This window comes from Mesorhizobium sp. MC2-1-1, from assembly GCF_057597255.1.
This window is the reverse complement of sequence record NZ_CP195205.1, coordinates 4,216,227-4,235,538: the sequence shown is the minus strand read 5'-3', so window position 1 is coordinate 4,235,538 and position 19,312 is coordinate 4,216,227. Positions and strand designations below refer to the sequence as shown.

The 19,312-nt window shown below is 65.6% G+C and carries 18 protein-coding genes; 5 read left to right on the top strand and 13 right to left on the bottom strand.

The annotated features are described in order from the left end of the window. Position 1: 1 nt before the first annotated feature. The 4 genes from ACR64R_RS20925 to exbB form a co-directional block, all read right to left on the bottom strand. On the bottom strand, positions 2–1,396 hold the full coding sequence (locus tag ACR64R_RS20925; protein WP_487358177.1) for a multicopper oxidase family protein: 1,395 nt from the start codon (positions 1,394–1,396) through the stop codon (positions 2–4). Positions 1,397–1,571: 175 nt separating this feature from the next. Next, positions 1,572–2,555: a TonB family protein gene (locus ACR64R_RS20920; RefSeq protein ID WP_487358176.1), complete on the bottom strand. Its 984-nt coding sequence runs from the start codon at positions 2,553–2,555 to the stop codon at positions 1,572–1,574. Next, positions 2,552–3,058 carry a TonB system transport protein ExbD gene (gene exbD, locus ACR64R_RS20915; protein ID WP_487358175.1) on the bottom strand — a complete coding sequence of 169 codons (507 nt, stop codon included), beginning with the start codon at positions 3,056–3,058 and terminating at the stop codon, positions 2,552–2,554. Before exbD ends, ACR64R_RS20920 begins: the two co-directional genes overlap by 4 nt. A gap of 5 nt (positions 3,059–3,063) precedes the next feature. Next, the gene (gene exbB, locus ACR64R_RS20910; RefSeq protein WP_487358174.1) at positions 3,064–4,011 is read right to left on the bottom strand and encodes a tonB-system energizer ExbB; all 948 of its coding nucleotides are present in this window, start codon (positions 4,009–4,011) and stop codon (positions 3,064–3,066) included. Positions 4,012–4,268: 257 nt separating this feature from the next. On the opposite strand from exbB, the gene ACR64R_RS20905 reads away from it, so the two are divergent. Then, positions 4,269–4,934, top strand: a complete 666-nt coding sequence (locus ACR64R_RS20905) for a cysteine hydrolase family protein (protein WP_487358173.1) — start codon at positions 4,269–4,271, stop codon at positions 4,932–4,934. A gap of 20 nt (positions 4,935–4,954) precedes the next feature. On the opposite strand, the gene ACR64R_RS20900 is transcribed toward ACR64R_RS20905, so the two are convergent. Together ACR64R_RS20900 and ACR64R_RS20895 are read right to left on the bottom strand one after the other, a co-directional pair. Then, on the bottom strand, positions 4,955–5,896 hold the full coding sequence (locus ACR64R_RS20900) for an LLM class flavin-dependent oxidoreductase (protein ID WP_487358172.1): 942 nt from the start codon (positions 5,894–5,896) through the stop codon (positions 4,955–4,957). A gap of 154 nt (positions 5,897–6,050) precedes the next feature. Next, entirely contained in the window at positions 6,051–6,206 is a 156-nt protein-coding gene (locus ACR64R_RS20895) for a hypothetical protein (RefSeq protein WP_487358171.1), read from the bottom strand. Positions 6,207–6,484: 278 nt separating this feature from the next. On the opposite strand from ACR64R_RS20895, the gene ACR64R_RS20890 reads away from it, so the two are divergent. Beyond that, positions 6,485–7,252, top strand: a complete 768-nt coding sequence (locus tag ACR64R_RS20890; RefSeq protein ID WP_487358170.1) for an SDR family NAD(P)-dependent oxidoreductase — start codon at positions 6,485–6,487, stop codon at positions 7,250–7,252. Between the two features lie 16 nt (positions 7,253–7,268). Here ACR64R_RS20890 and ACR64R_RS20885 read toward each other — a convergent pair whose 3' ends face one another. The 6 genes from ACR64R_RS20885 to ACR64R_RS20860 all read right to left on the bottom strand — a co-directional run bounded on the left by ACR64R_RS20885 (position 7,269) and on the right by ACR64R_RS20860 (position 13,845). Continuing rightward, positions 7,269–8,213, bottom strand: a complete 945-nt coding sequence (locus tag ACR64R_RS20885) for an ABC transporter permease (protein WP_487358169.1) — start codon at positions 8,211–8,213, stop codon at positions 7,269–7,271. Further along, positions 8,210–9,265, bottom strand: a complete 1,056-nt coding sequence (locus ACR64R_RS20880) for an ABC transporter permease (protein ID WP_487358168.1) — start codon at positions 9,263–9,265, stop codon at positions 8,210–8,212. The genes ACR64R_RS20885 and ACR64R_RS20880 overlap by 4 nt, the downstream gene beginning before the upstream one ends. Next, the gene (locus ACR64R_RS20875; protein ID WP_487358167.1) at positions 9,265–10,785 is read right to left on the bottom strand and encodes an ABC transporter ATP-binding protein; all 1,521 of its coding nucleotides are present in this window, start codon (positions 10,783–10,785) and stop codon (positions 9,265–9,267) included. Before ACR64R_RS20875 ends, ACR64R_RS20880 begins: the two co-directional genes overlap by 1 nt. A gap of 216 nt (positions 10,786–11,001) precedes the next feature. Beyond that, a complete protein-coding gene (locus ACR64R_RS20870; protein ID WP_487358166.1) occupies positions 11,002–12,027 on the bottom strand; it encodes a BMP family protein in 1,026 nt (341 codons plus the stop codon). A 573-nt stretch (positions 12,028–12,600) separates the two neighbouring features. Continuing rightward, on the bottom strand, positions 12,601–13,191 hold the full coding sequence (locus tag ACR64R_RS20865; RefSeq protein ID WP_487358165.1) for a hypothetical protein: 591 nt from the start codon (positions 13,189–13,191) through the stop codon (positions 12,601–12,603). Positions 13,192–13,236: 45 nt separating this feature from the next. After that, positions 13,237–13,845, bottom strand: a complete 609-nt coding sequence (locus ACR64R_RS20860) for a TetR/AcrR family transcriptional regulator (RefSeq protein WP_487362507.1) — start codon at positions 13,843–13,845, stop codon at positions 13,237–13,239. Positions 13,846–13,923: 78 nt separating this feature from the next. Here ACR64R_RS20860 and ACR64R_RS20855 point away from each other — a divergent pair, with 78 nt between their 5' ends. Continuing rightward, positions 13,924–15,207: an MFS transporter gene (locus ACR64R_RS20855; protein WP_487358164.1), complete on the top strand. Its 1,284-nt coding sequence runs from the start codon at positions 13,924–13,926 to the stop codon at positions 15,205–15,207. 133 nt (positions 15,208–15,340) lie between these two features. Then, positions 15,341–16,915 (top strand): alkaline phosphatase D family protein, encoded by a 1,575-nt coding sequence (locus ACR64R_RS20850; RefSeq protein ID WP_487358163.1) that lies wholly within the window; start codon positions 15,341–15,343, stop codon positions 16,913–16,915. A 44-nt stretch (positions 16,916–16,959) separates the two neighbouring features. Here the strand turns inward: ACR64R_RS20850 and ACR64R_RS20845 are convergent, their stop codons facing one another. Continuing rightward, positions 16,960–17,247: a hypothetical protein gene (locus tag ACR64R_RS20845; protein ID WP_487358162.1), complete on the bottom strand. Its 288-nt coding sequence runs from the start codon at positions 17,245–17,247 to the stop codon at positions 16,960–16,962. 194 nt (positions 17,248–17,441) lie between these two features. On the opposite strand from ACR64R_RS20845, the gene typA reads away from it, so the two are divergent. After that, on the top strand, positions 17,442–19,271 hold the full coding sequence (typA, locus tag ACR64R_RS20840; RefSeq protein ID WP_487358161.1) for a translational GTPase TypA: 1,830 nt from the start codon (positions 17,442–17,444) through the stop codon (positions 19,269–19,271). The last annotated feature ends 41 nt before the right edge of the window (positions 19,272–19,312 follow it).

Below are 19,312 nucleotides of genomic sequence, written 5' to 3'. Positions count from 1 at the left end.
TTCACGCCACCCGGAAATAGCTCGTCATGCCCGTTTTCTGGTGCTCGATGATGTGGCAGTGCAGCAGCCAGTCGCCGGGATTGTCGGCGACGAAGCCCAGTTGCACCTTCTCGTTGGGCTGGATCAGATAAGTGTCGGAGACCAGCGGCCGGACTGTGCGCGTCGACGACGACAGCGCCTTGAAGCTCATGCCGTGCAGATGGATGGGGTGCGCGTGCGGGGTGAGGTTTTCCATATCGATGATGTAGCTCTTGCCGAGCTTCAGCTCGGCCAGCGGCGCGGTCGGGTCGGGCGTGTCGCCGGGCCACGGCACCTTGTTGATCGCCCAGAAACTGTAGCCGATCGAGCCGCATATGCCGTCGGCCGCGACGTTTTCCGCCGTGGCGCTGAGTGCCAGCGGAATGCGCGTGGCACCGGCGAGATCCGCCTCGGGCACCGGATTGGCTTCGAGCGGGCCGAGATCGCGAAGATCGTGCTTGAGCGATTTGCCGACCGACCGCAGCGTGGCCAGGATCTTCGGCTTGGTGCCCCTGACATCGCGCAGGCTGGCGATGGCGCCTTCCTCGTCGGGCATGCGGATGGCAAGCTCGAGCCGCTGGCCGGGCCCCAGTTGCAAGGCATCCGGCGCAAACCGTTGCGGCACCGGGTTGCCGTCGAGCGCGATCACCGTCGCCTCGGCGCCGTCGACGCGGAAGGCATAGATGCGGGTGACGTCGGTGATGGCCACCCGAAGCCGCACCAGCCCGCCGGTAGGCGCGTCGAATTGCGGCTGGTCGAGCCAATTGGCGGTGCGCACCGTGCCGAAGGTACCGGCCTTGGCCGCGTCGCGCGGCCTGAACTGCTCGATGAACTGGCCGTCGTCGCCAAGCCGCCAGTCGCGCAGATTGACGACCATCTCGACATCGAAGACCGGATCATTCGGGTTCTCGACCACGATCACGCCGGTCATGCCGTGACCCATCTGGATCAGCGTGTTGCAATGCGGGTGGTACCAGAACGTGCCGGCATCGGGCGGGGTGAAGGTGTAGTCGAAATGGTCGCCCTGATAGACATAGGGCTGCACCAGGAACGGCACCCCGTCCATCTTGTTGGGCACGCGGATCCCATGCCAGTGGATGGTCGTCGGATCGTCGATGCCGTTGACCAGCCGCGCGGCGAACGGCTCACCCTTCCTCATCCTGACGACCGGCGGCATGCCGGCCTGGCCATAGGTCAGAACATTCCTCGTCGGCGTGCCGTCCATCAGCCGAGCCTCGATGCTCGCGGTCTTCAGGATTAGCGGCTCGGGCTTCGCCGCCGCCCAGCCGGCAAGCTTGCCGGCGGTCGAGAGGCCTATACCGGCCGCGCCGGCGGCCGCGGCGCCCTGCAGGAGTTTGCGGCGTGTGAGGACCGACATGGGAATCCTGAAATAGATGAGTGGTTGCCTCAGGCTTTATCATCATTAGGGCGCATCCCGAAACGGACAGATCGCCGCCCAGCTGGCAGTTGGAGCGACTCAGCCTCCAATAGAAACACGAACCTGCTCCAGTTCTTCATTCCCACGCAAGTCCGCATGGAACGCGCTTCACGCTCTAGTCGCGCAGGCTGAAGACGAAGGGCGCGGTGCGGGTAACGCGCGCGCCAAGCTCGGCCGGCGGCGCCGGCACCGAAGCGCCCTGCAAGGCGCCGAGAGCGGCGCGGTCGAGATCGCCGTCGCCCGAGGATCGCGCCAGCCGGGCTGAGACCACCCTGCCGGAGGTGTCGACAGTGAATGTCACGCTTGGCGTGCCTTCGGCCCGTCTGGCGCGCGCCGCGCTCGGATAGCGGGTGTGCCGCCTGATCCACGCCGCAAGGCTGGAATTCCAGCGCGACGGGCTGACGCTCGATCGCGGCGCTGCGTTGGAAGACTGCGGCGCCGCCGCCTTCATCGCCTGCTTGGCATAGATGCTGGCGGTGGTCGTGGCGCCGGGCGGTGGCGCCTTTTCCTTCCTGACCCGTTCTTTCGGGTTCTCGACCGGGTTCTTCTCGGCCTTCTTCCTGGGCTGGGCCGGCTTCTGCGCTTTCGCCTCCGCCTCGACGGGTCTCGGCACCGGCAGCGGAACGGCGACATCGGGCGCGATTGCCTCGACTGGATTCGGCACGACTTCGTCCAGCGGTTGCTGCTCGCTCGGCGGCGCGATGGCCTGCTCGGCCGGGCCGTGCTCTTGCGTGGTGTCGGCGTCGAGGGTTTGTTCAGCGAGAGGCTCCATCGGGTCCGCCACCGGAACCGGATCGGTCGACGGATTTGCGTCGATCGGCTTTTCCGTCTCCTCGGCCGCGTCGGGCGGCTCCGGCGTCGCGATGTCCAGCATGGCCGCCTGTTCCGGAATGGCGGGCGCGATCACCAGCGGCGCGATTTCGACCGCCAGCGCAGGTGGCGGCCCGCCATCCGGCATGTCGGGAAGGCTCAGATCCTGCACCGCATAGGCGGTCGCAACATGCGCGGCAAGAACGATCGCCGCGGCGCTCGTCCACAGGCCGGCGTCACGCGCGCCGAAGCGCGGTTGGGAAATCCGCGAGAGCGCGGCGGCCGTCATGGCGTGCCGACTCCACCCGGCTCCGGCGCGGAATTCGCGCCCGTCGCGGGCGTTCCAGGCAAGGCCCCCGCGCCGGCCCCACCCGATACCGTCTCCAGCCCGACCAGAGCGACCTTCAGGTAGCCGGCGGCGCGAAGCAGGTTCATCACCTCCATCAGGTCGCCATAACCGACCGTCTTGTCGGCGCGCAGGAAGATGCGCGTCTGCCGGTCGCCCCGGGCGCGGCTGTCGAGCATGCCGGCAAAGGCGGAACGCGGCACGGCATCATTGCCGATCGCCAGCGTGAGATCGCTCTTCAGCGTGAGGAAGAGCGGCGTCTCGGGGCGCGGGGCGGGCGTCGCGGTCGATCCCGGCAGGTCGACATTGACGTCGACGGTGGCAAGCGGCGCCGCGACCATGAAGATGATCAGCAGCACCAGGATGACGTCGATGAACGGCGTCACGTTGATGTCGTGCTTCTCCTCGAGATCATCGCCTAAAGTCTCGCGAATCCGCGCCGCCATCGCCGCTACTCCGCCGCCACTGCCGTCGCCGGCGGCACCGTGCGGAAATCGAGGTCGCGGCTGACCAGCCGCTCGACGCCGGCGGAGGCGTCGGCGAGAATCTGCCTGTAGCCGGCTATGGAGCGCGCGAAGACGTTGTAGATGACCACGGCCGGAATCGCCGCCACCAGGCCCATGGCAGTGGCAAGCAGCGCCTCGGCGATGCCGGGCGCGACGACAGCCAGGTTGGTGGTCTGCGCCTGCGAGATGCCGATGAAGGCGTCCATGATGCCCCAGACAGTGCCGAACAAACCGACGAAGGGCGCCGTCGAGCCGATGGTGGCGAGCAGGCCGGTGCCGCGCGACATGCGCCGCGCCGCGGCCGCCTCGATGCGCGCCAGCCTGGAGGCGACGCGTTCCTTCAGGCCGTCGCCGGAGGCATGGTCGAGCGCGCCGGCCGAAAGCGCCCGTTCCTCTTCCGCCGCCCGCACCAGAAGCGCGCCCGGGCCGCCGCTGTGGCCGAGTTCCCGGCCGGCCTGCGTCAGCGTCGCCGCGTTGCCGATCGCATCGGCGGCGCGACGCGCTCTCAGCTTGCCGCCGAGGACCTCCAGCGACTTGGCGAGCCAGATCGTCCAGGTGACGAGAGATGCGAAGGCCAGCCCGACCATGACCGCCTTCACGACGACGTCGGCATTCCTGAACATGCCCCAGGGCGACAGGTCATGCGGTAGTCTCGGCGAAATAGAGGGTTCCTGGCCGACGGCGCGGTCCGGAGCCGGCTGGACGCCCGGTCGCGCCTGCGCGACTTCAAGCGGCATTTGCACCGTGGCCGGCGGATTGGTGGCGGCCGCGACAGCTGCGGGGGCCTGCGCGGCCGGCGCCGGACCGGACGCCGGCTGCTCTCGGGCCAGGGCTGTCCCGGCCGAGAAAAGCGCGGATGCGGCCAGCGCCGCGAACAGAACGCTCCGGGACAAGTCTCGTCCTCGCTGTGTCTTGGCACGAACCGGCAGGGTCGCTGGCTGGTGCGAATTTCGGTCACGGCTTACCGCCATGGGGCTGAAGACTGAGTATGAAACATGATATTTATAGTCAAGATTAAGATCGGAATCCAGGTCAACAAAATCCGGCAAAGCCGCCGTTCACCCGCTCTCGGGCGCATGCCGGCGAGCGCCACAGGGCTTTCCCCGCAAGGGAGGCAGGCTATGCTCGATATCGAAGAAGGAGACCGATGATGATCAAGGCGATACCGTTCGACTTTTCCTATGACGGCAGGCTGATGCCCCAGCATGCCGCGCTGCTGGTTATCGACGTGCAGGAGGATTTCCTGTCGCCGGCCGGCTACTTCGCCAGGAAAGGCTATGATCCGTCACCGCTGAGGGCCATCCTGCCGGCGGTGAACCGGTTGATTGCGGCCGCCCGCGCCGCCGGCCTTACCATCATCCACACCAGGCAAGGCTATCGCGCGGACATGGCCGACATGACGCCCTACGAGAAGTGGCGCCGCAAGCGGGCGGGCCTCGACGGCACGGATGTCCTGCTGCGCTCGGGCCCGGGCTTCCAGATCTCCGCCGAAATCGACGTGAAGCCAGAGGACATCATCGTCGACAAGACCTGCAACAGCGCCTTCACCTATACCGATCTGGAGATGGTGCTGCGCGCGCGGGACATAACCCATCTGCTTTTCACCGGCTGCACGACGGATGTTTGCGTGCACACCTCTCTGCGCGAAGCCTGCGACCGCAATTTCCAGTGCCTGACGATCACGGACGCCTGCGCCAGCGGCGACCAGTATGCGCACGAAGCGGCGCTCCACATGGTGACGGTCGAGGATGGGATATTCGGAGCCCTGGCGGATTCGGCAGCCGTCATCGCCGGCTTGTCGCGGCTCGCGAATTGAGGGATCGCGAGCCTTTCTCCTTACATTGGGGAGCGCGCGGCCAAAGGCTTGCGCGCCGCGTAAGCTCCCGGCTGCGGGATCTCCGCCTCGCGGCGCGCCAGCGAGTTCGCGACCAGCGCGACGATCTCGCGCCCGACGCGGGCAATCTCGCTCGGCCGATCGATGCCGCTGATCATGAATTCCTCGATGCCCAGCGCGGCATAGGGCAAAAGCGCCAGGGCAATGCGTGCCGGGGGGCCGGCGATCTCCACCGCCTTGTGATCGGGGGTTCCGCTCCAGCCGTCCGCGTGGATGCGTACCGGCAGCGCGAAGCGCAGCCTGCCGCCGCGGCCATGCTCTGCGGCGGCGCCGCGCACACGCTCGATCAATTGCCTCACCTCGTCGGGCGAGCCGGCGGCGAGCTCGAAGACATCGGCATGCTTGCCGGCGACCTTCAGCGCGGTGCCCGATTGCCCGCCGAGGCGGATGGTCAAATCGGCGCCACGCGGGCCCTTGCGCGGCACGTAGCCGCCCTTGACGCTGTAGAAGGCGCCTTCGTGGTCAATGGGCCTGTCGTTCGACCACAGCCGTTTCAACAGCACCAGATACTCGTCGATGCGCTGCCACACCACGCAGTGCCCCACGGGTCGCGCCTCGGCATCGCTATCCTCCAGCGGCTCGCTCAGCATGCGAAGCGACAGGCGGCCGCCGCCTCGACGGTCGAGCGCCGCGAGTTGCCTGGCCGCCACCGTCGGCTCGATCACGCCGGCCCAATGCGTCAGCACCACCTCGAGCGAGCCGGTGCGGTCGAGCGTCTGCGCGGCGATGTCCATATTGGTGAGCAGGCCGGCCGGATCATCGACGACCAGCTTGCGGAAACCGGTGTCCTCGATCAGCGACAATCTGGTCGCCGTCTCGGCGAAGTCGTAGAAGAAGCTGCTGTCGGCAGCCTTGCCGGGAACATGCGTGAACTCGATCGGCATTGCCATCTCCTCCATCACGTGGATAGCCCCGCTCCGAAGCACTCGAACCAAATCCGAGGCGCAGGCGCACGACGGCACCCTGGCGCCCGGCCAGTTTTCCACTCCGATTACTCGACTGAGATTTTTTCGACGGCGGGTCTCGGCCCGCCTTGGGTCAGGGGATCAGCCCCAGCACCACCGCACCGGTGAACACGAACGCAAGCGCGAAGACGAGATAAGCGAAGGTGCCGCCATAGGCAGGCCTCCAGCTCTGGTCGGCAGTCAGCCCTTGTCCCTTGCGGGCGGTCTGAGCGTTCTGGATATAGGACATATCGGCCTCCGTCTCGGCCATTAATCTATAAAGTTAGTAGACTTTGTCGATTGCTATTTTTCGGCAATTTATGGGAAAACGTTCTCTGGGTACGGTGTAATCGGGGTATTTATTGCTCCCGCGAGATGGAAAATCTCGGCTCAAGCCAACACGGGCAAGTCGGGCAAATGCCTGGAACAACATGCTTTTCAGCGGCAAACGGCCTCGCTCAAGCGCTTGGCTATTCCCCGTCTGACGGGATAGCATCAAAATCACTCGTAGGATCCAGGGAGAAGAAGATGGGTGGAAGGCTGGCGGGCAAGGTCGCTATCGTTTCAGGCGGCGCGACAGGCATGGGCGGGGCGGCTTCGGAACTGTTTGCCGCCGAAGGCGCCAAGGTGGCGATCATCGACCGCAACGGCGAGGCGGCCGGCAAGACCGCCGCGGCGATCCGGGCGCGGGGCCATACAGCCGAGCATTTCGTGGCCGACGTCTCGGACGAGGCGCAGGTCGAGGCGGCCGTGAAGGCCGCGACGGAAAAGCTCGGTCCGGTCACGGTGCTGTTCAACCATGCCGGCACCATCGTCATCAAGCCGTTCCTGGAGACGACCTTGCAGGAGTGGGACTGGCTGCATGCCGTCAACGTGCGCTCGATGTTCCTGATGACGCGCGCGGTGCTGCCCGGCATGATCGCCGCCGGCGGCGGCTCGATCGTATGCACCTCGTCGATCTCGGCGGTGGCCGCCACGCCGAACGAGGTGCTCTACGATACCACCAAGGGCGCCTGCCATATGTTCGCCCGCGCCATCGCGGTGGAATTCCGCGACCGTAACATACGCTGCAACGCCGTCTGCCCCGGCTTCATCCGCACGCCGCACGGGATGCGCGAGGTGGCGGATCTCGGCAAGCTCGGCGTCGATGTCTCGGATGCCGCGATGGCCGCACAGCAGGGCCGCATCGGCGAGCCGGAGGAGGTGGCGAAGGCGGCGCTGTTCCTTGCCAGCGACGAATCGAGCTTCGTCAACGGCGCGCATCTGTTCGTGGATAACGCGTTCACGGCGATTTGAGCTTGGCCGCTTTCCTCTACCGCTCCTCCCGCCGAAACGGTTTCAGCAGCGCCGAGGGCGCCACCGCGTTGCGCGACATGAAGGCCATGGCGACGATGGTGAAGATGAAGGGAAGCATCAGGAAGGCTTCGTAGGGAATATGGCCGAGTCCGCTGGCCTGCATTCTCAGCTGCAGCGCGTCGACAAAGGCGAAGAGCAGCGCCGCTCCCGCCGAACGCCATGGATCCCAGCGGCCGAACACGACCAGCGCGATCGCCACCCAGCCGCGCCCGGAGACCACGCCGAAGGTGAAAGCGTTGAACTGCGCCATGGTGAGGAAAGCGCCGGCAAGCCCCATCAACGCGCCGCCGAGAATCACCGCCTGGAAGCGCGTGGCGATCACGCTGACGCCGGCCGAGTCCGCCGCGCGCGGGTTCTCGCCGACCATGCGCACAGATAGCCCCCAGGGCGTGCGGTAGAGCACGAAGGCGGCGAGCGGGACGGCGATGATGGCGAGATAGACCAGCGTGAACTGGTTGAACACGGCAGGGCCGAGCACCGGGAAGTCCGAGAGCAGCGGGATGGGCACCGGCTTGAAGCCGTCGATGCTGGGCGGCACCGATTGCTGGCCAAAGATCAACCGGTAGAGGAAATAGGCAAGGCCCGACGAGAACAGCGTCACGCCAATGCCACAGACATGCTGGCTGAGGCCCAGCGCCACAGTGAACAGCGCATGCAGCGCCCCCATCGCCGCGCCGACCAGCACGGCCACAAGCACGCCCAGCCAAAGGCTGCCGCTGAGGCTGGCGGCGGTGAAACCCGCCATCGCCGACAGCAGCATGATGCCCTCGATGCCGAGATTGAGCACGCCGGCGCGCTCGGAAAACATCTCGCCCAGCGTGGCGAAAGCAAGCGGCGTGGCGATGCGGATGATGGCTGCGAGGAAGCCGACCTGGAAAATCTGCTCGAACACCACGCTCATGCGGAGGCTCCCACGCGGCGGATGCGATAGGCGGTGAAGAGCAGCGCCACCAGCATGGCGAGCAGCGCCGTGCCCTGGATGACGTCGCTCAAGAAAGCCGGCACGCCGGTGGCGCGCGACATCGCCTCGGCGCCGGTCATGACGGCGGCGAGGAAGATCGCCGCCGGGACCACGCCGAGCGGGTTGAGCCTGGCCAGCATCGCGACGACGATGCCGGAATAGCCGTAACCTGGCGAGATGTCGCTCATCACCTGGAAGTGCACGCCGCCGACCTCGCCGACGCCGGCGAGCCCCGCGAGCGCGCCGGAGAGCAGCGCGGTGGAGACGAGCACGCGCTGCACGTTGATGCCGCCATAGCGCGCGGCTTCCGGGTTCTCGCCGGTGACGCGGATGCGGAAGCCGAGCGTGGTGCGGGCGATCAGGAACCAGCAGAGGGGTGCTGTGATCAGCGCGACGATGACGCCGAGATGCAGCCGCGTGCCTTCGATCAGCACCGGGAAATTTGCCGAATCCTCGATCGGCGGCGAAATCGGGTAACCGCTGAACGTGTCCTTCCAAGGCCCCTCGATCAGCGCCATCAGAGCATAGTAGATGACCGAGTTGAGCAGCAGCGAGCTGACCACGTCGTCGACCTTGAAATTGACGCGCAATGTTGCAGGCACCAGCGCCACAAGCGCGCCGGCCGCGGCGCCCGCCAGCGCCATCAAGAGCATGGCGAGCACGCCCGGCATCGGGATAGCGCCGACGAAGCAGCTCGCCACCGCGCCGGCGAGCAACTGGCCCTCGGCGCCGATGTTCCAGAACTTGGCGCGGAAGGCGATCGCCACGGCGAGGCCGGTGAAGATCATGGGGGCCGCGCGCACCAGGGTTTCGGTGATGGCGTAGCTGTCGCCGAGCGAGGCGGACAGCATCACGCCATAGGCCTCGATGACGCCGGCGCCGGCGATGGCGATCAGGCCGCTGCACAGAATGAGCGTCGCGGCGATGGCCAAAAGCGGCAGCGCAAGGTTGAACCAGGCTGGTGTCGATGTGCGGGCCTCGAGGCGAAACATCAGGCCGCCTCCTCGGTGCGCCCGGCGCCGGTCATCATCAGGCCGAGCTTGGCGACGGTGGCATCCGCGCTGGGAATCGTGCCGGCGATGCGGCCCTCATACATCACTGCGATGCGGTCCGAGAGCATCAGCAATTCCTCGAGGTCCTCGCCGATGACGATGATGCCGCAGCCCCTGGCGCGCATGGCGAGGAATTTTTCGTGGATGAAGCGCGCGGCGCCGATGTCGAGGCCGCGCGTCGGCTGCGAGACGATCAGCACCTTGGGGTCGAAAGCGAGCTCGCGCGCCAGCAGCGCCTTCTGCAGGTTGCCGCCCGACAGCGCGCCGGCGCGCACCATCGGCCCGGGGCAGCGGATGTCATAGGCTTTGATCTGTTCCTCGGCAAAGGCGCGGATCGCGGCCGGATTGAGCAGCCCCTTGCGGCTGAAGGCCTCGGTGCCGATGCGCGGCAGCACCATCGAATCTGCCAAAGGCAGGTTGGTCACCAGGCCGGTCGTCATCCGGTCTTCCGGGATGCGGCCGAGGCCCAGCGCCTGCAGTTCCCTGGGAGAGAATTGTGCAACTGTTTTGCCGGCTATCGTCATCGTTCCGGCCCTGGGCGCCAGCATGCCGGAAATCACGTCGGCCAGCGCCCGCTGGCCATTGCCGGAGACGCCGGCGATGCCAAGGATCTCGCCGGACCGGACGAAGAGCGAGACATCGCGCAGCGGTGTGCCGGCATGGCCGGAGGTGGAAATGGCATCCAGCGTCAGCACGGAAGCGCCGGGCGTCGAAACCTCCCTGACCGGCGGCACGATCTCGTGGCCGCACATCAGTCTGGCCATCTCGGCCGAGGTCGTTTGCGCCGGATGATCGACGCGGCCGGCCACTTTGCCAAGGCGCAGGACGACGCAGCGATGGGTGAGCGCGCGCACTTCGTTGAGCTTATGCGAGATGAAGATGATGCCGAGCCCCTGGGCCGCCATCGAGCGCAAGGCGGCGAACAAGCCGTCGACCTCGCTCGGCGCCAGCACCGCCGTCGGCTCGTCGAGGATCAAGAGCTTCGCGCCGCGAAAGAGCGCCTTGATGATCTCGAGCCGCTGCTGCTCGCCGACCGACAGCGCCGAGACCGGCAGGTTCGGATCGAGGGTCAGCCCATACTGCCGGCTGATTTCGCCCAGGCGGGCAAGCCCGCCGGCGCGGTCGATCCGGCCGGACTTGCCGGGAATGCCGATCAGAAGGTTCTCGAGCACGGTCAGCCGGGGCGCGAGGTGAAAATGCTGGTGCACCATGCCGATGCCGGCGGCCAGCGCATCGGCTGAATTGTGGATCGCGACCGGCCTGCCCCCGACCAGGATCTCGCCGGCGTCCGGCGCATAGGCGCCGAACAGCACGTTCATCAGCGTCGTCTTGCCGGCGCCGTTCTCGCCCAGCAGGCCGAGGATCTCGCCGGGCGCGACGCTGAGGTCAACCGCCTCGTTCGCCTTGACGGCGCCGAAGATCTTGGTGATGCCGCGCATTTCGATGAGTGGGGCCGACAAGGGTGCTCCTTGAATTTCGATCCGGCCAACCGCGAAGGGCGGCGCTGCCGCCCTCTCGCCCGCCGGCCATCTCCCCATCGAGGGGGAGATCAGATGTCAACGCGGGTCCCCACCGTACAAAGGTCGAGCGCTGTCGACGGAACCGCCAATCTTCCCTCGAGGGAAGATGTCCGGGCAGGACAGAGAGGGTGGCCTCGCGCCACCCTCAACAAGGCGTCAATCCGAAACCGGCGTGTTCTCGTCGACGTCGACGCGGAAATTGCCTTCGAGGATCTCGGCTTTCTTCTTCTCGACGAGATCCTTCACTTCCGCCGGCAGCGTCTTGTCGAATTTATGGTAAGGCGCGAGATAGGAGCCGCCCTTGGCCATGCGCGAGAAATCGCCATAGTCCTGCGCCGTGAAGACACCGGCCTTGACCAGCTTGATCGCCTGCTCGACGGTCGGATACATATCCCACACCGGCCCGGTGATGACCGTGTCGGGCCCGAGGCTCGACTGGTCGGACATGTTGGAGATGGCAAGAATCTTCTTCTCGACCGCCGCCTCGATGACGCCGAAACGCTCGGCATAGATCACGTCGACGCCGGCATCGATCTGCGCCACTGCCGCTTCCTTTGCCTTGGGCGGATCGAAGAAGGAGCCGATGAAGGCGACCTTCTTCTTGACGTTGGGATTGACCTCCTTGGCGCCGGCGAAGAAGGCGTTGACCAGGCGGTTCACTTCCGGAATGCCCATCGCGGCGACCGCGCCCACGGTGCCCGACTTCGACATCTTGCCGGCGATCATGCCGGAGAGATAAGCGGGCTCGTGGATCCAGTTGTCGAAGACGCCGAAATTGGGTTCGGCGGGCCCAGCACCCGAGCCGAACAGCCACGCCGTCTTCGGGAATTGCTTGGCCGTGCGGCGCGATTCACGCTCGGCGGCGAAGGCGTCGCCCAGCACCAGCTGGTAGCCGCCCTGCGCGTATTCGCGCATCACGCGGCTGAAGTCGGCGGTCTGGACCTTTTCCGACCATTTATATTCGATGCCCAGTTCCTTCTCGGCCTTTTGCAGCGCGACATGGATCTGGTTGTCCCACGGTTCCTCGATCGGGGTGGCGAAGATCGCCGCCACCTTCAGCTTCTTGTCCTTGGCGAAAGCCGCGCCGGGCAGCACGGTGGCCGCGAGACCGAGCGCGCCGAGTTCCAGCACGCTGCGCCGCGACAGGCCCGTGCGTTGCGTTCTTCTACGTTCGTTTTCCATTGAAGTTCCCCTCTGCTCGACGGCCGTGTCGAGCCGGCCGTTCAAAAGATGTCAGACGCCTGAGACTATGGAACGGCGTCCAACTTTTGTCCATATGGTCAAATTTGATCCGGCGGTCCCGGGCCGCGATTGTCTCCTTCGTCATTTGATGGCGAAGCAAGGAGCGGGGCGGGCGCCTCTTCCCACGCTCCATCCCGGCGAATGACCTCATCGCCGGCGCCGGCTCGAAAATCGCCCGACCGCTCTGTTCGCGCCGAAACTCCTAGCGCTGACCCGCGGCCTTTGCGGCAGGTCCTCCCGCAGCTCCGTCTCGGCGGCGCTGCTCGAACTGCCGGGCGACGACGGCTGGAAACGCTCGATGCGAGGCCGCCGGCGCAGCCAAATCGTGACGCTGTTCTCCGCCGCCGATCCGCCGCTGCCGGCAGGGCAGGCCGAAAGGTTGGCCGTGATCGTGCCGCAGTTGATGCGCATCCCCTGACATTGATCAGCGAAAAACGGCTGCGCGACGGCGTACTGGAGGATTGCGGCGGATGCTTAGCCGGCATCTGGAGACGGGCGAGGGCAGCCCCGCGGCTAGTTGTCCACCCGGCCGAAGGGCGGAACGTCGCCGATGACTTCGCGCTGGTCCTTGCCGCAGGCGAAGGTCTTCGCTTTTTCGTCGGCGAGCTTGCGGGCCTGGTCGTTGGCCTGCGGGTTGCCGGTGGCCAAGACCAGGCCGACGGTGCAGCCCTGATGCTCTTCCGGCTGCGCGACCTTGGCGACGACCAGCACGTCGGTCGATTTCTTTTCGTCCTCTGGGTTGCTGACCGAGCGGCGATGTATGGCGGCAAAGGGGGCGGCGATGTCGCCATTGGTCTCGATCCGCCATTCCACCTTCGGGCCGGAGCCGTTGAAGGCGGTGAAGCTCTCCCAGACAGCGGTCATGTCGTCGGAGGGGAAGCCATAATAGACGGATTCGCGCGCGTCGTCGTAGCCGATCAGCACCGGGTAGCCGCGATAGCCGGAGCAGACGAGGCTCGCCCAGTCGCCGTCGCCTTGCGCAGCCTGCGCATAGGTCACGCAGTCCTTCTTCCAGTCGAGATCGGTGTAGGCGCTGGAGATGTCGCCGGCCTTGGCTGCCTGGCAGAATCCGGCGAGGACAAGCGGGAGAAGAAGGGCACGCATGACGGACAACTCCGTTTCGAGTTGTCGAAAGGGTATCGCCAATCGCTATTTCTTCAAGCTGGCCTCAATGAGCAGGTCGGCGTTGCGGGCGACTGCCGCGGCCGGCCCGCCCAAACCAAAGAGCTGACCGCTGATATAGGCTCCCTCGATGAGAAGCAGCAGCCCGTCGCCCAGCGTGTCGGAATCGGCGGCCCCCATCGCTGCCGCCATGGCGCGCAAACGCCGGCGCAGTTCCTGCTTGTTGCTCTCACTGACGATGCGGGCCGGGTGGCCGCGCTCCGGATATTCCACCGCCGCGTTGGTCATGCCGCAACCGCGATAATCCGGCCTCTGCGTGCGTTTGCCGACACGGGTCAGGAAAGCGATGATCTGTGCGCGCGGATCGCCGGGATGCGCCGCGACGGTCTCGTCGAAGCGCTCCCAGAACTCCAGATCGTATTTGCGCAGGTAGGAAGCTGCGAGCTCGTCCTTCGACGGGAAGCTGCGGTAAAGGCTCGGCTTGGTGACCCCCGCGCGCCTGACGATTTCGTCAACACCGATCGCCCGTATGCCCTCGCGATAAAAGAGGTCGCGCGCCACATCCAGGATCTTATCCGCCGCCTTGGGAACAGCGGCCACGTTCAACGACGCTTCAATTTTATTGTCCGATGGCATGCAAACAACTCGCTTGACAATGTTACTGACCGGTACGTATGTATGGCGCCGTTCCATTGCAACGTACCGGTCAGTAACATGATAGCCCAGTCTCGCCCGTTTGGCCAGCGCTACGCATTCGTCGTCGTTGCCGTCATTTTCCTCTGCCTGCTGATCGCCGCCGGCCTTCGCTCGGCACCATCGGTGATGATGGTTCCGCTGGAAGAAAGCTTCGGCTGGCGCCGCGACGTGACCTCCTGGGCCGCTAGTATCGGCATCCTGCTCTACGGGCTGACCGGGCCGTTCGCGGCGGCGCTGATGGAGCGTATCGGGCTGCGCCGCACGCTGCTCGGATCGCTGCTGGTGATGTCGGGATCGACGGCGCTCAGCCTGTTCATGACCGAGCCCTGGCATCTTTTCCTCACCTGGGGCGTGCTTTCCGGCATCGGCTCGGGCGCGGTGGCGAGCGTGCTCGGCGCCACCATCGTCAACCGCTGGTTCAAGACCAATCGCGGCCTGATGATGGGGTTGATGTCGGCCTCCAGCGCCACCGGCATGCTGGTGTTCCTGCCGGTGATCGCCTCGCTGGCGCAAAGCGGCGGCTGGAAGCCGGTGGCGATTGCCGTGGCGCTTGCCACTGCCGCGCTGATCCCGTTCGTCTTACTGCTGGTGCCGGAGCGTCCCGCCTCGATAGGCCAGGTGCGCTACGGCGCCGATGCCGACGACGTGCCGCCGGTATCGCCGGCCTCTCAAGGCAATTTCCTGGCGCATACGCTGAACACGTTGCGCCGCGCCGCCGGCACAAGGGTGTTCTGGTATCTCTTCGCCACCTTCTTCGTCTGCGGCTTCACCACCAACGGCCTCGTCGGCACGCATCTCATCGCCTTCTGCGGCGACATGGGCATCGGCGAGGTGCAAGCTGCCGGACTGCTGTCGATGATGGGCATCTTCGACCTGATCGGCACTACGCTGTCCGGCTGGCTCACCGACCGTTTCGATCCGCGCAAGCTGCTCGGCGTCTATTACGCCGTGCGCGGCCTGTCGCTGATCTACCTGCCCTATTCCGGCTTCTCGGCGACCAGCCTGATCATCTTCGCCGTGCTCTACGGGCTCGACTGGATTGCTACCGTGCCGCCGACGCTCAGGCTCGCCAACGAGGCCTTCGGCGACCGCAGCGGGCCGATCGTGTTCGGCTGGATCGTCGCCGGCCACCAGGTGGGCGCGGCAGCGGCGGCAGCCTTCGGCGGCACGATGCGCGAGCTGCAGGGCAATTACGAGCTGGCGTTCCTGATCGCCGGCATGACGGGCATTGCGGCGGCGTGCATCTCGCTCTTGATCAACACGAGCAGGCCGGCCTTCGAGCCGGAGCCGCAGGCGGCTTAAGGCGCGCCTTCCGCTTCTCCCAAGAGGGGAGAAGGGGAGGTGCACTGTTATCAAAACTTCATGGTTCCGAGATGCGCCTGAAACATTGAGGCGAGAGCTTGGCGGTCCCGTTCAACGCCACCCGGAGACAGCCATGAACAAGCTTTCCCTCACCCGCCGCGCTTTCGTCACCTCGGCCAGCGCCTTCGGCCTTGTCGGCGCCTCCGGACTGGCAATGCCTTATTATTCCCGCGCCAGCCAGCGCCCGGCCTTCACGCATGGCGTCCAATCCGGCGACGTCGACGCCACCTCCGGCATGGTGTGGACCCGCACCGACCGCCCGGCACGCGTGATGTATGAAGTGTCGACGACCGAGAGCTTCGCCAACGCCACGCGGCTTGCGCCGCTCGATACTTCGCCCGCCAGCGACTATACGGTGAAGCGGCTGCTCACCGACCTCGCCTCCGACCAGGATATCTTCTACCGCATGGTGGCGGCCGACCTGTCAGACATCAACGCCGTCTCCGAGCCGATCGTCGGCCGCTTCCGCACCGCGCCGTCCTCGAAGCGCGACGTGCGCTTCGCCTGGTCGGGCGACACCGCCGGCCAGGGCTGGGGCATCGACGAGACCGGCATGAAGACCTATTCGACCATCGCCAAGCACACGCCCGACTTCTTCCTGCACTCAGGCGACACGATCTATGCCGACGGCGCCATGAAGGACGAGGTCGACCTGCCCGGCGGCGGCAAGTGGAAGAACGTCGTCATGATCGACGGCAAGCGCAAGGTCGCCGAGACGCTGGACGAGTACCGCGACCAGTGGAAATACAACATGATGGACAAGCACGTGCTTGGCCTCTCCGCCATCTGCCCGACCTTCTACCAGTGGGACGACCACGAGGTGCTGAACAACTGGTCGGATTCGAAGGACCTCACCGCCGACAACCGCTACACGGAGAAATCCATCCACGTGCTGGCGGCCAGGGCCGCGCGCGCCTTCCACGAAATGACGACCATCCGTTACGAGCCGTCGGAGCCGGGCCGTGTCTACCGCAAGATCTCGCATGGCCCGCTGCTCGACGTGTTCTTCCTCGACATGCGCTCCTATCGCGGCCCCAATGGGCCCAATCTGGATGAAGCGCTGACGCCGAAGGCGCGCATGATCGGCGAGGAGCAGTCCAAGTGGCTGAAGCGCGAGCTGGCGAATTCCAAGGCGACCTGGAAGATCATCGCCGCCGACATGCCGCTCAGCCTCGTCGTCTGGGACGACGCGGCGAAGAAGGTCGGCTTCGAGGCCGTTAGCAATAACGACAATGGCGCGCCGAAGGGCCGGGAGCTCGAATTTGCCGACGTGCTGCGTTTCATCAAGAATGCCGGCATCACCAACACGTTGTGGCTCACCGCCGACGTCCACTACACCGCAGCGCATTACTACAACCCCGACAAGGCGAAGTTCCAGGATTTCAATCCATTCTGGGAGTTCGTCTCCGGCCCGATCCATGCCGGCACCTTCGGCCCCAATGAGCTCGACATGACGTTCGGTCCGGAGCTGAAGTTCATCAAGGCGCCGACCGCAGAGCAGGGCCAGAACCTGCCGCCGTCGGCTGGCCTGCAGTTCTTTGGGCTGGTCGATATCTCCGGTGCCACGGAACAGCTTACCGTGCGCTTGATGGACCGCGACGACAACGAGCTCTTCAAGGTCACGCTCGACCCGGTGCGGTCGGCCTAAAGGCTTTTCTCTAGGAAAGACGGCGACCGCGCATGGCGCGGTCGTTAATCCGGATAACAGGCCCGGGGAATGTTCGGCCAGACCGCGGTGTCGCAGTTGGCGTCCTTCTGGCGCTGCTTGAAGGCGGCGCTGACCGGGCCGGTGACGATCGGGTCGACGCCGTCGGGAGCGTCCGCGAACATCTGCTGGGCGGTTCTGGCGTCGGGCGGCGATATCGGGTCGGCGTCCCTGAGTGCTGCTGCCGACTGCGCGGCGCCCACCGCGACGAGCAGGCCAAGCGCCGCCCACGCAAAAACCGGACGCAATCTGGACATCTGATCGGTCATCAACATCGAACTGTCCGGCCCCTCAAAGGTTCCGCCTTGGTTAACAAAATCATTTCACACCAAGACGTTTAAGAATCAGTGACCATTTATTTGGGGTCGGGCCTCCCCTTTCGCAATTGCGAAAAACCTTGTATGAGCCGCCCAACCGAAAAAGGCGGCGCCTCTGGCCTGCTGCCTGCAACGCTCCCGAGACCAGACAAATGAACCTCCGCAATATCGCGATCATCGCGCATGTCGACCATGGCAAAACCACCCTCGTCGACCAGCTTCTAAGACAGTCCGGCGCCTTCCGCGACAACCAGCGCGTGGCCGAGCGCGCCATGGATTCCAACGACCTCGAAAAGGAACGCGGCATCACCATCCTGGCCAAGGCGACCTCGGTCGACTGGCATGGCACCCGCATCAACATCGTCGACACGCCCGGACACGCGGACTTCGGCGGCGAGGTCGAGCGCATCCTTTCGATGGTGGATTCGGCGATCGTGCTCGTCGATGCCGCCGAAGGGCCGATGCCGCAGACCAAATTCGTCGTCGGCAAGGCGCTCAAGGTCGGCCTGCGCCCCATCGTCGTCATCAACAAGATCGACCGTCCGGACGCCCGCCATGTCGAGGTGGTCAACGAGGTGTTCGACCTGTTCGCCGCGCTCGACGCCACTGACGAGCAGCTCGACTTCCCGATCCTTTACGGTTCGGGCCGCGACGGCTGGGTTTCGGAAAACCCCGAGGGCCCGAAGGACCAGGGGCTGGCGCCGCTGTTCGATCTGGTCGTCAAGCATGTGCCGGCTCCAACCGTCCATCCCGGCCCGTTCCGCATGATCGGCACGATCCTTGAAGCCAACCCCTTCCTCGGCCGCATCATCACCGGTCGCATCGAGTCCGGCACGCTGAAGGCCAACCAGGCGGTCAAGGTGCTGCATCACGACGGCACGCAGATCGAGACGGGACGCATCTCGAAGATCCTCGCCTTCCGCGGCCTCGAGCGCCAGCCGATCGAGGAAGCGCAGGCGGGTGACATCGTGGCCATCGCCGGCCTGTCGAAAGGCACCGTCGCCGATACGTTCTGCGATCCGTCCGTGACCGAACCGCTGCATGCGCAGCCGATCGATCCGCCGACCGTGACGATGTCCTTCCTCGTCAACGACAGTCCGCTTGCCGGCACCGAGGGCGACAAGGTCACCAGCCGAGTCATCCGTGATCGCCTGCTGCGCGAGGCCGAGGGCAATGTCGCGCTGAAGATCGAGGAATCGTCTGAAAAGGACTCCTTCTTCGTCTCCGGCCGCGGCGAATTGCAGCTCGCCGTGCTGATCGAGACGATGCGTCGCGAAGGCTTCGAGCTTGCCGTGTCGCGCCCGCGCGTCGTCATGCAGAAGGGTGAGAACGGCGAATTGCTGGAGCCTGTCGAGGAAGTCGTCATCGACGTCGACGAGGAGCATGCCGGCGTCGTCGTGCAGAAGATGTCGGAGCGCAAGGCCGAGATGGTCGAGCTGCGTCCGTCAGGCGGCAACCGCCAGCGCCTCGTCTTCCACGCTCCGACGCGCGGCCTGATCGGCTACCAGTCGGAACTGCTGACCGATACGCGCGGCACCGCCGTGATGAACCGGCTGTTCTTCGCCTACGAGCCCTATAAGGGCGAGCTGCCCGGCCGCACCAATGGGGTGCTGATCTCCAACGAGCAGGGCGAGTCCGTCGCTTATGCCATGTGGAACCTCGAAGACCGCGGCCCGATGATCATCGATCCGGGCGTCAAGGTCTATCAGGGCATGATCATCGGCATCCATTCGCGCGACAACGACCTCGAGGTGAACGTGCTCAAGGGCAAGAAGCTCACCAACATCCGCGCCGCCGGCAAGGACGAGGCGGTGAAGCTGACGCCGCCGATCCGCATGACGCTGGAGAGGGCGCTGGCCTGGATCCAGGACGACGAGCTGGTCGAGGTGACGCCGAAGACCATCCGCCTGCGCAAGCTCTATCTCGACCCGAACGAGCGCAAGCGTTTCGAGAAGGCCGCCAAGGTGATGGGCGCGGCCTAAGGTTCGCGAAGAGGGTTCAGAAAGAGGGAGCGGATGCTCCC